The following is a 13,068-nucleotide window of genomic DNA, read 5'->3' as shown; positions in this document are numbered from 1 at the left end:
CGGTGTCGCGCCCGCCGTCGGGTCAGGCCGGGCGCCCGGCCCGGGACGCGGTGCCGCGGTCGCGGTGGATCCGCGCGGCCGCCTCGTGCATCGCGCGGCCGAACAGCTCGGCCTGGTCGCCCATGCTGCCGAGCCGGGCGGCGAGGGCGTCGGCGTCGGCCCGCGCCGACGCGCTGACCTGGGCGTCCAGCTCGGACAGCGCGGCGTTGGCAGCGGTGACGAGGTGTCCGCAGAGGACCTCGAAGGGCTCGCCGGCCAGCTCCGGGTCGATCGTCACGGAATCCAGCCGGCCACCCTGGACTGCGACCGCGCGGACCCGGCCGCCGGCGGCCGCGCCCTCGGCGCGCAGCAGGTCGCCCGGCTCGCCGTCGGCGTGGGCCGAGGCCCGGGAGCGCATCGCGGTGAGCGCCTGCTGCGTACGGGTCAGCAGCTCGTCGAGGCTCGCGGCCGCCGAGAACGGGTCGTTGGTCATATCCGCACTTTCTTCACGTCTTAGCCGAGCATCGTGACCCTAGCAACCGGCTCCGACGAATCGCGGTCACCGGCCGCTGCGGTCCGCGTCTCGGCGCCGCGAGCAGGGCGGACGCCGACGGCGCGGCGTGTCGCGGACGGCCGAGCGCCCGGCCGGACGGGCCGGCCGGGCGCTCGAGGGCCGCTCAGCGCAGGTGCAGCCGCTGACCGGGGAAGATCAGCCCGGGGTCGTCGCCGACCACTGCCCGGTTGCGCTCGTGCAGGGCACGCCAGCCGCCGTCGACGCGCTGCGCCACGGCGATCTCCGACAGCGTGTCCCCGCGCCGGACCACGTACGTCCCGGCGCCGGGAGCGGGCTGCGGCGCGGCCTTCGTCGCGGGCCGCTCCGGCGCGGCCCCGCGCGTGGCCGCCCGCTTCGGGGCGGCCTCGCGCGGGGCGGCCTTCGTGGTGGCCCGCTCGCCGGCCGCGGCCGACCCGGAGCTTGCCGAGCCGCCCTTCCTGCCGCAGACCGGCCACGCGCCGATGCCCTGACCGCGCAGCACCCTCTCGGCGACGGCGATCTGCTCGGACCGGCTGGCCAGGTCGGCGCGGGCGGCGTACTTCTGCCCGCCGTAGCCGTTCCAGGTGGCACGGGAGAACTGCAGCCCGCCGTAGTAGCCGTTACCAGTGTTGATCTTCCAGTTGCCGCCTGACTCGCAGCGCGCGACCGCGTCCCAGTTGACGCCCGCGCTGGCCGGAGCGGCCGGGCCGAACAGGGCCGCGGCACCGACGGCGGCGCCGGCCAGAACCGCCCCGAGAGCGGCACGGCGGCTTCGGGTCGAGTATTCAGTTGCCATGTGGATTCCTCCACGCCGACGAGGTGAGCTGTCGGGTTCGGGCCGAGGAGCCCGGCCGCCGGTGGCGGCTTCACCCCGAGGTGACGATGCACCGTGGAACGTGTGGTTCCCCCGCTCCCGCGCGAGGTTCGGTTACCGGGGACGGCGGCGGGATTTGGCGTTTCCGGCCCGCGGTGTCCGCGTCTGCGAACGAAACCGACGCTAGGGACGATTTGCGACGATCGTCCACTTCTTGTGATGCTCTTCACCCGGCCGGGCTACCGGCGGCGGCGCTACGGTGGCAGGGCCAGGCAAGATCACGGGAGGGGCGGGACGGATGACCGATCACGGACACGAGCTGACCTTCGGCGGCTTCCTCACCCCCGCCGCCGGGCAGCCCGACCAGGTGGTGGCGCTCGCCCGGCTCTGCGAACAGGTCGGGCTGGACCTGGTCACGTTCCAGGACCACCCGTACCAGCCGGGCTTCCTGGACACCTGGACACTGATGTCCTACGTGGGAGCCGCCACCGAGCGCATCCGCCTGGCCGGCAACGTGCTCAACCTGCCGCTGCGCCAGCCGGTGGTGCTGGCCCGCAGCATCGCCAGCCTGGACCTGCTCACCGGAGGCCGGGTCGAGCTGGGGCTCGGTGCGGGCGCGTTCTGGGACGCGATCGAGGCCGCCGGCGGGCGGCGCCTGTCCCCCGGCGCCGCCGTCGAAGCCCTCGACGAGGCGATCCGGGTGATCCGCGAGGTCTGGGACACCGACCGGCGCGGCATGATCCGGGTCGACGGCGAGCACTACCGCGTGGTCGGCGCCAAGCGCGGGCCGGCGCCCGCGCACCCGGTCGGCATCTGGGTCGGCGCGTACAAGCCGCGCATGCTGCGCCTGGTGGGCCGCGCCGCGGACGGCTGGCTGCCGTCCCTGTCGTACCTGCCGAAGGGCCCCGACGAGCTGCCCGCCCTGAACGCGCTCGTGGACGAGGGCGCCCGCGCCGCCGGGCGCGACCCGGCCGCGATCCGCCGCATGCTGAACGTGACCGGCACGTTCGCCCGCTCGTCGGCCGGCTTCCTGGCCGGGCCGCCGGAGCAGTGGGTGGAGGAACTGGCCGGGCTCACGCTGGAGCACGGCATCACCACGTTCATCCTCGGCAGCGACGAGCCGCGCGCGATCCAGATCTTCGGCCAGGAGGTCGCGCCCGCCGTGCGGGAGCTGGTCGCGGCCGAGCGCACCGCGCCCGGCGGCGGCGACCGCGCCGCCTCCGACGAGCAGACCGCCGCGGGCGGCCCGAGCGCGCTCGGCGTCACCCCCACCCCCGACCCGGGGGTACGCCTGAGCGCGCGCCGCCCCTGGGACGAGTCCACCCGGCCGAGCGCACCGCCGCCACCGGCCGGACAGGTCTACCCGGCCCGGGGACAGGCCGCCGGGCAGCACCTGGTGGACGTGCACGACCACCTGCGCCAGGAGCTGGCCCAGGTGCGCGACCTGCTGGAACAGGTCAAGCAGGGCTCGGTCACGCCGGGCCGGGCGCGGGCCGCGCTGAACGAGATGACCATGCGGCAGAACAACTGGACGCTCGGGGCGTACTGCGCGGCGTACTGCACGATGGTCACCCAGCACCACGGGCTGGAGGACGCCTCGATCTTCCCGCATCTGCGCCGCTCCGAGACCGGGCTGGCCGCCGTGCTGGACCGCCTGGAGGAGGAGCACGTGGTGATCCACGGCGTGGTGGAGAGCGTCGACCGGGCGCTCGTGGAGCTGGTCCGCCGGCCCGGCGACTTCACCGGACTCCAGGAGGCGGTGGACCTGCTCACCGACACGCTGCTGTCGCACCTGTCGTACGAGGAGCACCAGATCGTCGAGCCGCTGGCCCGGCACGGTTTCTTCCCCGGCCAGCTGTGAGGTAGCTGGCTTTTGCTTTCCTAAGTCAGGGGGTACCGTCGACGCCATGACGGACCTCCTCGCCCAGCGTGACTCCTGGTCCACCGCCAACTGCTCGATCGCCCGGGCGTTGGAGGTGGTCGGCAACCGCACCACGCTGCTCCTGCTGCGGGAGGCGTCGTTCGGCACCCGCCGGTTCGACGACTTCGCCCGGCGGGTCGGCGTCAGCGAGCCGGTGGCCGCCGCACGCCTCAAGCAGCTCGTCGCCGACGGGCTGCTCGACCGGCGTCCCTACCGCGAGCCCGGGCAGCGCACCCGCGACGAGTACGTGCTCACCGCGAAGGGAAGCGACCTGATCCCGGTGCTGGTCGCGCTGCGGCAGTGGGGCGACGCGTACGCCGCCGACGAGGCCGGCCCGGCGGTCCGGGTGGCCCACGACGAGTGCGGCGCGCCGGTGCACGCCCGGCTGCGCTGCGACGCCGGGCACGACGTACCGCCCGGCGAGCTGGCCGTCCTGCCCGGTCCGGGCCTGCTGTCCGCCTGAACCCCTTCCTTCCCCACATCTCGGAGCGAGACATGAAGATCGCTGGAAGCACCGCCCTGGTCACCGGCGCCAACCGCGGCTTCGGCCGGCACCTGGCCGCCGAACTCGTCGCGCGCGGCGCCACCGTCTGGGCCGGCGCGCGCAACCCCGACACCGTGGACCTGCCCGGCGTCACCCCGGTACGCGTGGACATCACCGACCCCGAGTCGGTGGCCGCCGCCGCGGAGCGGGCCGGCGACGTGACGCTGCTCGTCAACAACGCCGGCGTGAGCACCGGCACCGACCTGCTCGACGGCGACCTCGCGCAGATCCGGCTGGAGCTGGAGACGCACTACCTCGGCACGCTGTCGGTGGTACGGGCGTTCGCGCCCCGGATCGCGGCGAACGGCGGCGGGACGATCCTGAACGTGCTGTCGGCGCTGTCCTGGTTCACGTTTCCCGGCGTCGGCGCGTACGGCGCCGCGAAGGCCGCGGAGTGGTCGATGACGAACGCCCTGCGCGTGGAGCTGGCCGGCCGGGGTGTCCGCGTCGCGGGGCTGCACGTCGGCTACATGGACACCGAGATGGCCGCCGCCGTCCCCGGCCCGAAGGCCCACCCGGCCGACGTCGCCCGGCTGGCCGCGGACGGCATCGAGTCCGACAGCTACGAGATCCTGGCCGACGACGTCGCCCGCCGGGTCCAGGCCGGCCTGTCCGGTGGAGTGGCCGCGCTCTACCCCGCGCTCCCCTGACCGAACGCCCCGAGATCCCGGTACGCGGACGTGCGTACCGGGATCCCGGTGGCTGTCCGGAGAGGAGCTACAGCCCGCGGGCCAGACGGTCGGCGAGGATCCGGGTGAACCGGGCCGGGTCGGCCAGCTCGCCGCCCTCGGCGAGCAACGCCATGCCGTACAGCAGCTCGGCGGTCTCGGTCAGCGCGGCGGTGTCACCGCCCTCCCCGTGCGCCTTGCGCAGCCCGGTGACCAGCGGGTGGGCCGGGTTCAGCTCCAGGATCCGCTTGACCTGCGGCACCTCCTGGCCCATCGCCCGGTACATCTTCTCCAGCGTCGGCGTCATGTCGTGCGCGTCGCCGACCACGCAGGCCGGTGACGTGGTCAGCCGGGTGGACAGGCGCACCTCCTTGACGCTGTCGGCGAGCGCGCCGCCGAGGAACGTGAGCAGGTCGGCGTACTCCTGCCGGTCGGCCTCGGCCTTCTCCTTCTCCTCGTCGGTCTCCAGGTCCACCTGACCCTTGGCGACCGAGCGCAGCGTCCTGCCGTCGTACGCGCCGACACGCTCGACCCACACCTCGTCCACCGGGTCGGTGAGGATCAGCACCTCGTAGCCCTTGGCGCGGAACGCCTCCAGGTGCGGCGAGTTCTCGATGGTGGCCCGGTTCTCGCCGGTGGCGTAGTAGATCTCGGTCTGGCCGTCCTTCATCCGCTCCACGTAATCGCGCAGCGTGGTGGGCTCGACCGGGTCGTGGGTGCTGGCGGCGCGGACCAGCTCCAGCAGCGCCTCGGTGTTGTCCGGGTCCTCCAGCAGACCCTCCTTGACCACCGTGCCGAACTCGGTCCAGAACGTGCGGTACGACTCGGCGGACATGTCCTTGAGCGTGGCGAGCACCTTCTTGACCAGCCGGCGGCGCACCGCGCGGATCTGCCGGTCCTGCTGGAGGATCTCCCGGGAGATGTTCAGCGACAGGTCGTGCGCGTCCACGACGCCCTTGACGAAGCGCAGGTAGTTGGGCATCAGCGCGTCGCAGTCGTCCATGATGAACACGCGCTTGACGTAGAGCTGCACACCGCGGCGGCCCTGCGGAGAGAACAGGTCGAGCGGGGCGTGCGACGGCAGGAACAGCAGCGCCTCGTACTCGAACGTGCCCTCACCGCGCATGTGGATGGTTTCCAGCGGGTCGGCCCAGTCGTGCGCGACGTGCCGGTAGAACTCCTTGTACTCGGCCTCGTCGACCTCGTCCCGCGAGCGCGCCCAGAGCGCCTTCATCGAGTTGAGCGTCTGCTCCTCGCGGTTGGTGGCGCCGTCCTCGCCGCGCTTGTCGACAGTCATCCGGATCGGCCACGAGATGAAGTCGGAGTAGCGCTTGACGATCTCGCGGATCGTCCACTCGGCGGTGTAGTCGTGCAGGTTGTCCTCGGTGTCGACCGGCTTGAGGTGCAGCGTGACCGAGGTGCCCTGGGGCGCGTCCTCCACCTCCTCGATCGAGTAGGTGCCCTCGCCGGTGGACTCCCAGCGGGTGCCGCCGGACTGCCCGGCGCGGCGGGTCAGCAGCGTCACCCTGTCGGCGACCATGAACGTGGCGTAGAAGCCGACGCCGAACTGGCCGATCAGCTCCTGGGACGCGGCGGCGTCGGAGGACTCGCGCAGCTTGCGCAGCAGTTCGGCGGTGCCGGACTTGGCGATGGTGCCGATCAGGGCGACCACCTCGTCGCGGGTCATGCCGATGCCGTTGTCCCGCACGGTGAGCGTACGGGCGTCCTTGTCGGCCTCGATCTCGATGTGCAGGTCGGAGGTGTCGGCCGACAGTTCCTTGTCGACGAGCGACTCCAGCCGCAGCTTGTCCAGCGCGTCGGACGCGTTCGAGATCAGTTCGCGCAGGAAGACGTCCTTGTTCGAGTAGATCGAGTGCACCATCAGCTGCAACAGCTGACGGGCCTCGGCCTGGAACTCCAACGTCTCGACCCGGTCGCTCACACCGACTCCCTTCCCCACTGGCGGCCTACGGCGGAAAGGATACGAGGGGTGACCAAGGCGGCACGCACCGGCCGCCTCGAATCTACTGGTACAACCAGTTGACGAGTTGATGTGTTCGGGGCCACACTGCTGCGCATGACCTTCGATCCCGCGCCTCGCGTGTCGGTCTCCGACCACGTCTTCGGCCGGCTCCGCGACGCGATCGTGTCCGGTCGCTACGCGCCGGACGAGACGTTGCCCGGCGAGCGGGAGCTGGCCGGCGCGTTCGCCGTCAACCGGCACGCGGTCCGGGAGGCGCTGCGCCGCCTGCAACAGCTCGGCCTGGTCCGGGTCAGCCAGGGCGGCGCGACCCGGGTGCTGGACTGGCGGGTCCACGCCGGGCTGGACCTGGCGCTGTCCCTGGCCCGCTCCGGCGACGTACTCCCGGTCGAGACGCTGGTGCGCGACATGCTGGAGATGCGGGCCTGCGTCGGGATCGACGCGGCCCGGCTCTGCGCCGAGCGCGCGGACCCGGCGGTCGTCGCGGCCCTGGTCCGGGCCGCCGAGGAGTACGGCGACCTGGCCCCCGACCTGGACCTGATGAACGAGGCGAACATCGCCATCTGGCGGCTGGTCGTGCGCGGCAGCGGCAACACCGCCTACCAGCTCGCGTTCAACAGCCTGGTGGCCGGCACGTTCGCGGTCGGCGACGTCCCGCCGGACGCCCGTGCGGCCGAGCTGCTGGACGTCGCCGGGCACCGCCGCCTCGCCGCGTCGGTCGCCTCCGGTCAGGGCGCGGCGGCGGCCCGGCACGCCCGGGAGCTGCTGACCGCGCCGGTCACCACCCCCACCTCCCCCACTTCCGGAAGGGAAGCGCGCGCATGATCCCCGCCGTGCTGTACGCCGTCCCGGCGTTCCTGCTCCTGATCGTCGTCGAGGCGGTCTCCTACCGCTTCCTGCCCGACGACGACGAACGCGGCTACGAGCTGCGCGACACCTCCACCAGCCTGTCGATGGGACTGGGCAGTCAGATCATCGGCTTCCCGTGGAAGCTGCTCACGGTCGGCCTGTTCGCGGCGCTGTGGACTGTGGCGCCGGTTCACCTGTCCCCCGGCGACTGGTGGACCTGGGTGATCCTGTTCTTCGCCGACGACCTGGCGTACTACTGGTTCCACCGCTCGCACCACGAGGTACGCGTGCTCTGGGCGAGCCACGTCGTGCACCACAGCAGCGTCTACTACAACTTCTCGACCGCGTTGCGGCAGAGCTGGACGCCGATGACCTCGCTGCCGTTCTGGCTGGCGCTGGCCCTGCTCGGCATCCCGCCGTGGATGATCTTCCTCCAGCAGTCGGTCAGCCTGCTGTACCAGTTCTTCCTGCACACCGAGCGGATCAAGATGCTGCCCCGGCCGATCGAGTGGATTTTCAACACGCCGTCGCACCACCGGGTGCACCACGGCTCGAACACCGAATACCTGGACCGCAACTACGGCGGCATCCTGATCATCTGGGACCGGCTGTTCGGCACGTTCGAGCCGGAGCGGGCCACCGCGCGCTACGGGCTGACCAAGAACATCGGCACCTACAACCCGCTGCGGGTGGCCACCCACGAGTTCGCCGCGATCTGGTCCGACGTACGCCGGGCCAGCTCCTGGCGGCACCGCCTGGGCTACCTGTTCGGCCGTCCCGGCTGGCAGCCGGTCCGATGAGGCGCTCCTGGTTGCTGCCCCTGTTCGGGCTGGTCGCCGCCGTCGAACTCGTCGGGGTCGCACTGGACTCCACTGTGCTCCAGTGGCTGGCCAAGCCGCTGCTCGCGCCGGTGCTGTTGGCGTACCTCTGGGCGCACCGGCGCCGGGTGGACGCGGTGGCGGTCGGCCTGGTCGCCGCCACCGCGGGCGACATCGCCCTGCTCCTGCCGGGGGACACCGCGTTCCTGGCCGGCATGGGCTGCTTCCTGGTCACCCAGCTCGCGTTCATCACCGCCTTCGTGCGGCACCGGCGCGCACGGGCCGTGGCGTGGGCCGGTTACCTGCTGGCCTGGGCGGGCGCGAACGCGCTGCTGTGGGGCATGCTCGGGCCGCTGCGGCTGCCGGTGCTCGGCTACAGCCTGGCGCTGTGCCTGATGGCCGCCGCCGCGACCGGGGTGTCCGCGCGGGTCGCCGCAGGCGGGGCGCTCTTCCTCGTCTCCGACCTGCTCATCGGCGTGGGCGCGGCCGGTGTGGAGCTGCCCGGGAGGGGCCTGCTGGTGATGATCACCTACTGTGCCGCGCTGCTGCTGATCACCACCGGCTGGGTGGCCGCGGCGCGCCCGGCGACCGGCCCGCAGCCGTCGCCGGCGGGTACCCTGCTGGCGTGGCCAGGGAGAACGGGCGCAAGCTGATCGCCTCGAACAAGAAGGCGCGGCACGACTACGACATCCTCAAGACGTACGAGGCGGGCATCGTGCTGGCCGGCACCGAGGTCAAGTCGCTGCGCGAGGGGCGGGTGTCGCTGGTCGACGCGTTCGCCCAGGAGCGCGACGGCGAGATCATGCTGTACGGCCTGCACATCGCCGAGTACGGCTTCGGCACCTGGACCAACCACGCGCCCCGGCGCACCCGCAAACTGCTGTTGCACCGGGTGGAGATCGCCCGGATCCTGGAGAAGCTGCGCGACGGCGGCGTGACGCTGGTGCCGCTGTCGATGTACTTCGCCGACGGCTGGGCCAAGGTGGAGCTGGGCCTGGCCCGGGGCCGCCGGTCGTACGACAAGCGCCAGGCGCTCGCCGAGCGGGACGCCAAGCGGGAGATCGCCCGGGAGATGGGCCGCCGGCTCAAGGGCCGCACCACCGGCCGCCGAACCTGATCCGTCTCGTGTTGAGGACAGTTTCTGTCCGCTGGCTCCGGCAGGCTGGACGGCGACCGATCACACGCGCCGCCGGTTCGCCGGCGGACCGGATGGAAGGTGAGCCGAGATGGCCCGCGACGTACAAATCACCATCGACTGCGCCGACCCGGCGAAGCTGGCGGCGTTCTGGGCCGAGGTCCTCGACTATCGGGTCCAGGGCCCGCCGGAGGGCTTCGACTCGTGGGAGCAGGCGCTGACCGCGATGGGCGTTCCGCCGGAGCGGCACAACGACGCCTCGGCCGTGGTCGACCCGGAGGGCGCGGGTCCGCGACTGTTCTTCCAGCGGGTGCCGGAGTCCAAGCGGGTCAAGAACCGGGTGCATCTGGACGTCCGGGCAGCGCCCGGGCTGACCGGCGAGGCCCGGATGTCGGCGCTGGAGGCGGCGGCCGACCTGCTCGTCCCGCTCGGCGCGACGCGCGTCGGGCGCCACGAGCCCGCTCCCCCGCTGGAGGCGGGGCACGTGCTGATGACCGATCCGGAGGGCAACGAGTTCTGCCTCGACTGAGCCCGGGTCATTAACAAGACTCCTTGTACATCACTTCTTGTCGGTCTAGCCTGGCGGCATGACGGACGGAACCGGCAACCGGCGCGTGAGCGACCCGCGAGCCATGCGGGCGCTGGCCCACCCCACCCGGCTGCGACTGCTCGGCGAGCTGCGCCTGCGCGGCCCGCAGACGGTCGGCATGCTGAGCGAGCGGACCGGCGAGGCGGTCGGTTCGGTCAGCTACCACGTCGGCAAGCTGGCCGAGCACGGCTTCGTGGCCGAGGCCCCCGACCTGGCCCGGGACCGGCGCGAGCGGTGGTGGCGGGCCGCGCACGCCACCACCGACTGGGATCCGCTCGAACTGCTCGACGACCCGGAGCGCCGGCTCGCCGGCAACCTGCTGCGCCAGGCCGCCATGCAGCGCTACGTCGACCGCTACCAGGCGTACCTGGATTCCGAGGCGAGCCTCGACCCGGCCTGGGTACGCGGTACCACCAGCAGTGACATCGTGCTGCGCCTGACGCCTGAGGAACTGGTCGAGCTGCGCGACGAACTGTCCGCGCTGGGCCGGCGCTGGCGGGAGCGCGGCGCACCCGGCCGCCCCGGCGCCGAGATGGTCACGCTGATCTGGCAGGCGTACCGGGGGCCGCAGTGAACCGCGACCGCCGGCCCCTGACCGGACTGCTGATCGGGCACGCCGTCTCGCTGACCGGTAACGTGCTCACGCTGATCGCGCTGCCGCTCTACGTGCTGGCCGAGACCGGCTCACCGGCGGCCACCGGGCTGGCCGGCGCGTTCGCCACCGCACCGGTGGTGCTCGGCGGCGCGTTCGGTGGCGTGCTCGTCGACCGGATCGGCTACCGGCGGTCCAGCGTGCTCGCCGACGTGGTCTCCGGCGTGACCATCGCCGCCGTACCCCTGTTGCACGCCACCATCGGGCTGCCGTTCCCGGCGCTGCTGGCCCTGGTCTTCGTCAGCGGGCTGCTGGACACACCCGGGCAGACCGCGCGCACCGCGTTGCTGCCGGAGGCGGCGGAGGCGGCCGGGGTGCCGATCGAGCGGGCGGTCGGCTGGGCGGAGGCGACCTCGCGCGGCGCCCGGATGATCGGCGCACCGGTGGCCGGTCTGCTGGTCGGCGTGTTCGGCGCGCTGCCGGTGCTGGCGGTGGACGCGGTGACGTTCGCGGTGTCGGCGCTCGTGGTGGCGCTGCTGGTTCCGCGCCGCCTGAGCCCGTCCGGCGACGAGAGCGAGCCGGAGACCGGCGGCTACTGGCGGCAGTTCGCCGCCGGGTTGCGCTTCCTGGTCCGCGAGCCGCTGCTGCGCGCCATGGTCCTGCTGGTGCTCGTGACCAACCTGTTCGACGCGGCCAAGAGCCAGGTGCTGCTGCCGGTGGTCGCCGACCGGGAACTCGGCGGACCGGCGGCGTTCGGCCTGCTGGTCGGCGTCATGGGTGGTGGGGCGCTGGTCGGATCGCTGGTGTTCAGCGCGATCGGGCACCGGCTGCCCCGCCGGGCCACGTTCGTCACCGCGTATGCGCTGTGCGGCGCGCCGCCACTGTGGGCGCTCGCCGCCGCGCCGCCGCTGCCGGTCGTGGTCGCCGTGGTCGCGGTGGCCGGGCTGGCCGCCGGCTCGCTCAACCCGCTGATGGGCGCCGTCGAGCTGGAACGGGTGCCACCTGCCATGCGGGCCCGGGTGTACGGCGTGATCGGCGCGGGCGCGTGGGCGGCCATGCCGGCCGGCGCGGTCGGCGCGGGATTCGCCGCGGACCGGTTCGGCCCCACGTCCACGCTCGTCGTGATGGGCGCCTGCTACCTGCTGGTGGTGCTGACGCCGCTGCTGGGCGGCCCGTGGCGGGACATGCGCCGGCCCACAGTGGTGCGGCCGCGGGAGCCGGAGCCCACGTCGGAGCGTCAGCGGGAAACGCTCTCTTGACATCGACCGACTTCGTTCATACCTTCATCGAAGTCTATTTGTATGGTTTGTTAACCGTTGGGCGGGGCCGGCCGCCGTGACGGAGAACGGCCACCACCCCCGCAGGAGGCGCCCCGTGCGCACTATCCGTACCCTCGCCGCGCTGGCGGCGACCGCGGTCGGCCTCACCGCCGCCCTCGCCCTCGTCCCACACTCCCCCGCGATCGCCGCCCCCGGCGCGGTCACCTGGTCCGACGACTTCAACGGCCCGGCCGGCGCCGCCCCCGACGCCAGCAAGTGGCGCTACGACATCGGTGGCGGCGGCTGGGGCAACAACGAACTGCAGTACTACACCAACAGCACCCGCAACGCCGCGCTCGACGGCAACGGCAACCTGGTCATCACCGCCCGCAAGGAGAACCCGTCCGGTTACTCCTGCTGGTACGGCAGTTGCCAGTACACCTCGGCCCGGCTGCTCACCAACGGCACGTTCGCGCAGGCGTACGGGCGGTTCGAGGCGCGCATCAAGGTCCCCCGCGGCCAAGGGCTGTGGCCGGCGTTCTGGATGCTCGGCAACGACATCGGCACGAACCCGTGGCCCGGCAGCGGCGAGATCGACATCATGGAGAACGTCGGCTACGCGCCGTCGACGGTCTGGGGCACGCTGCACGGTCCCGGCTACTCCGGCGGCAGTGGCGTCGGCGCGTCCACCTCGCTGCCGGGCGGCCAGGCGCTCGCCGACGCCTTCCACACGTTCGCCGTGGACTGGGCGCCGGACTCGATCACCTGGTACCTCGACGGCGTGGCGTACTCGCGCAAGACGCCCGCCGACATCGGCGGCAACCGCTGGGTCTTCGACCACCCGTTCTTCATGATCATGAACGTCGCGGTCGGCGGCAACTGGCCCGGCTCGCCGGACGGCAGCACCACGTTCCCGCAGACCATGACGATCGACTACGTCCGGGTCCAGGCCTGGGACAACGGCGGCGGGGGCACCGGCGGGCAGATCGTCGGGTACGACAACAAGTGCGTCGACGTGGCCAGCGCCAACACCGCGAACGGCACCGCCGTACAGCTCTGGACCTGCAACGGCACGGCCGCCCAGCGCTGGAGCTGGAACGCCGACGGCTCGGTCCGCGCGCTCGGCAAGTGTCTCGACGTGGCCGCCGGATCCACCGCGAGCGGCGCCAAGGTGCAGCTCTACGACTGCAACGGCACCGGCGCGCAGAAGTGGGTGTTCAGCGCGGCCGGTGACATCGTGAACCCCCAGGCGAACAAGTGCCTGGACGCCACCGGTTCCAGCTCGGCCGACGGCACCCGGCTGCAGATCTGGGACTGCACCGGCGCCGCGAACCAGAAGTGGCGCCGCTGACCGCCACCCCCGAGACCGGGGCGGGCGGCACACCCC

The 13,068-nt window shown here is 72.7% G+C and carries 14 protein-coding genes and 1 riboswitch; of the genes, 11 read left to right on the top strand and 3 right to left on the bottom strand.

Annotated elements, in window-relative coordinates; all coding sequences use genetic code 11:
- Positions 1-22: 22 nt before the first annotated feature.
- On the bottom strand, positions 23-472 hold the full coding sequence (locus F8279_RS18535) for a YbaB/EbfC family nucleoid-associated protein (protein ID WP_091418158.1): 450 nt from the start codon (positions 470-472) through the stop codon (positions 23-25).
- 184 nt (positions 473-656) lie between these two features.
- On the bottom strand, positions 657-1,307 hold the full coding sequence (locus tag F8279_RS18530) for a transglycosylase family protein (protein ID WP_091418155.1): 651 nt from the start codon (positions 1,305-1,307) through the stop codon (positions 657-659).
- Positions 1,306-1,451: riboswitch (cyclic di-AMP (ydaO/yuaA leader) on the bottom strand. (Overlaps the previous gene by 2 nt.)
- A gap of 172 nt (positions 1,452-1,623) precedes the next feature.
- Here F8279_RS18530 and F8279_RS18525 point away from each other — a divergent pair.
- From F8279_RS18525 to F8279_RS18515, 3 genes are read left to right on the top strand one after another with little or no spacing between them, the layout of a single operon-like run.
- A complete protein-coding gene (locus F8279_RS18525; protein ID WP_091418152.1) occupies positions 1,624-3,186 on the top strand; it encodes an LLM class flavin-dependent oxidoreductase in 1,563 nt (520 codons plus the stop codon).
- Positions 3,187-3,232: 46 nt separating this feature from the next.
- Entirely contained in the window at positions 3,233-3,709 is a 477-nt protein-coding gene (locus tag F8279_RS18520; RefSeq protein WP_091418149.1) for a helix-turn-helix domain-containing protein, read from the top strand.
- A gap of 32 nt (positions 3,710-3,741) precedes the next feature.
- On the top strand, positions 3,742-4,440 hold the full coding sequence (locus F8279_RS18515; RefSeq protein ID WP_151500599.1) for an SDR family oxidoreductase: 699 nt from the start codon (positions 3,742-3,744) through the stop codon (positions 4,438-4,440).
- A gap of 67 nt (positions 4,441-4,507) precedes the next feature.
- Here the strand turns inward: F8279_RS18515 and htpG are convergent, their stop codons facing one another.
- A complete protein-coding gene (gene htpG / locus F8279_RS18510) occupies positions 4,508-6,400 on the bottom strand; it encodes a molecular chaperone HtpG (protein ID WP_151500598.1) in 1,893 nt (630 codons plus the stop codon).
- Positions 6,401-6,535: 135 nt separating this feature from the next.
- On the opposite strand from htpG, the gene F8279_RS18505 reads away from it, so the two are divergent.
- From F8279_RS18505 to F8279_RS18470, 8 genes are all read left to right on the top strand, one after another.
- The gene (locus F8279_RS18505) at positions 6,536-7,264 is read left to right on the top strand and encodes a FadR/GntR family transcriptional regulator (RefSeq protein WP_151500597.1); all 729 of its coding nucleotides are present in this window, start codon (positions 6,536-6,538) and stop codon (positions 7,262-7,264) included.
- Positions 7,261-8,088, top strand: coding sequence for a sterol desaturase family protein (locus tag F8279_RS18500; RefSeq protein WP_151500596.1), 828 nt, complete (start codon positions 7,261-7,263; stop codon positions 8,086-8,088). Before F8279_RS18505 ends, F8279_RS18500 begins: the two co-directional genes overlap by 4 nt.
- A complete protein-coding gene (locus F8279_RS18495; protein ID WP_151500595.1) occupies positions 8,085-8,759 on the top strand; it encodes a lysoplasmalogenase in 675 nt (224 codons plus the stop codon). The genes F8279_RS18500 and F8279_RS18495 overlap by 4 nt, the downstream gene beginning before the upstream one ends.
- Complete coding sequence (smpB, locus tag F8279_RS18490) at positions 8,732-9,223, top strand: SsrA-binding protein SmpB (protein ID WP_030500009.1); 492 nt, start codon at positions 8,732-8,734, stop codon at positions 9,221-9,223. Before F8279_RS18495 ends, smpB begins: the two co-directional genes overlap by 28 nt.
- 109 nt (positions 9,224-9,332) lie before the next feature.
- The gene (locus F8279_RS18485; protein WP_151500594.1) at positions 9,333-9,770 is read left to right on the top strand and encodes a VOC family protein; all 438 of its coding nucleotides are present in this window, start codon (positions 9,333-9,335) and stop codon (positions 9,768-9,770) included.
- 58 nt (positions 9,771-9,828) lie between these two features.
- Positions 9,829-10,404: a helix-turn-helix domain-containing protein gene (locus F8279_RS18480; RefSeq protein ID WP_091418131.1), complete on the top strand. Its 576-nt coding sequence runs from the start codon at positions 9,829-9,831 to the stop codon at positions 10,402-10,404.
- Entirely contained in the window at positions 10,401-11,681 is a 1,281-nt protein-coding gene (locus F8279_RS18475) for an MFS transporter (RefSeq protein WP_151500593.1), read from the top strand. The genes F8279_RS18480 and F8279_RS18475 overlap by 4 nt, the downstream gene beginning before the upstream one ends.
- A gap of 115 nt (positions 11,682-11,796) precedes the next feature.
- On the top strand, positions 11,797-13,032 hold the full coding sequence (locus F8279_RS18470; RefSeq protein ID WP_151500592.1) for a glycoside hydrolase family 16 protein: 1,236 nt from the start codon (positions 11,797-11,799) through the stop codon (positions 13,030-13,032).
- Positions 13,033-13,068 lie beyond the last annotated feature (36 nt).

The sequence above is a fragment of the Micromonospora sp. AMSO1212t genome (assembly GCF_008868145.1).
GTDB lineage: Bacteria > Actinomycetota > Actinomycetes > Mycobacteriales > Micromonosporaceae > Micromonospora > Micromonospora tulbaghiae.
The sequence above is the reverse complement of the archived record's forward strand: the minus strand, read 5'-3'. Positions and strand labels throughout refer to the sequence as shown.

Bases quoted from the DNA above. Each gene is read 5' to 3' on its own strand.
- F8279_RS18535 (WP_091418158.1), bottom strand. From the start codon at position 472: ATGACCAACGACCCGTTCTCGGCGGCCGCGAGCCTCGACGAGCTGCTG.
- F8279_RS18530 (WP_091418155.1), bottom strand. From the start codon at position 1,307: ATGGCAACTGAATACTCGACCCGAAGCCGCCGTGCCGCTCTCGGGGCG.
- F8279_RS18525 (WP_091418152.1), top strand. From the start codon at position 1,624: ATGACCGATCACGGACACGAGCTGACCTTCGGCGGCTTCCTCACCCCC.
- F8279_RS18520 (WP_091418149.1), top strand. From the start codon at position 3,233: ATGACGGACCTCCTCGCCCAGCGTGACTCCTGGTCCACCGCCAACTGC.
- F8279_RS18515 (WP_151500599.1), top strand. From the start codon at position 3,742: ATGAAGATCGCTGGAAGCACCGCCCTGGTCACCGGCGCCAACCGCGGC.
- F8279_RS18505 (WP_151500597.1), top strand. From the start codon at position 6,536: ATGACCTTCGATCCCGCGCCTCGCGTGTCGGTCTCCGACCACGTCTTC.
- F8279_RS18500 (WP_151500596.1), top strand. From the start codon at position 7,261: ATGATCCCCGCCGTGCTGTACGCCGTCCCGGCGTTCCTGCTCCTGATC.
- F8279_RS18495 (WP_151500595.1), top strand. From the start codon at position 8,085: ATGAGGCGCTCCTGGTTGCTGCCCCTGTTCGGGCTGGTCGCCGCCGTC.
- F8279_RS18485 (WP_151500594.1), top strand. From the start codon at position 9,333: ATGGCCCGCGACGTACAAATCACCATCGACTGCGCCGACCCGGCGAAG.
- F8279_RS18480 (WP_091418131.1), top strand. From the start codon at position 9,829: ATGACGGACGGAACCGGCAACCGGCGCGTGAGCGACCCGCGAGCCATG.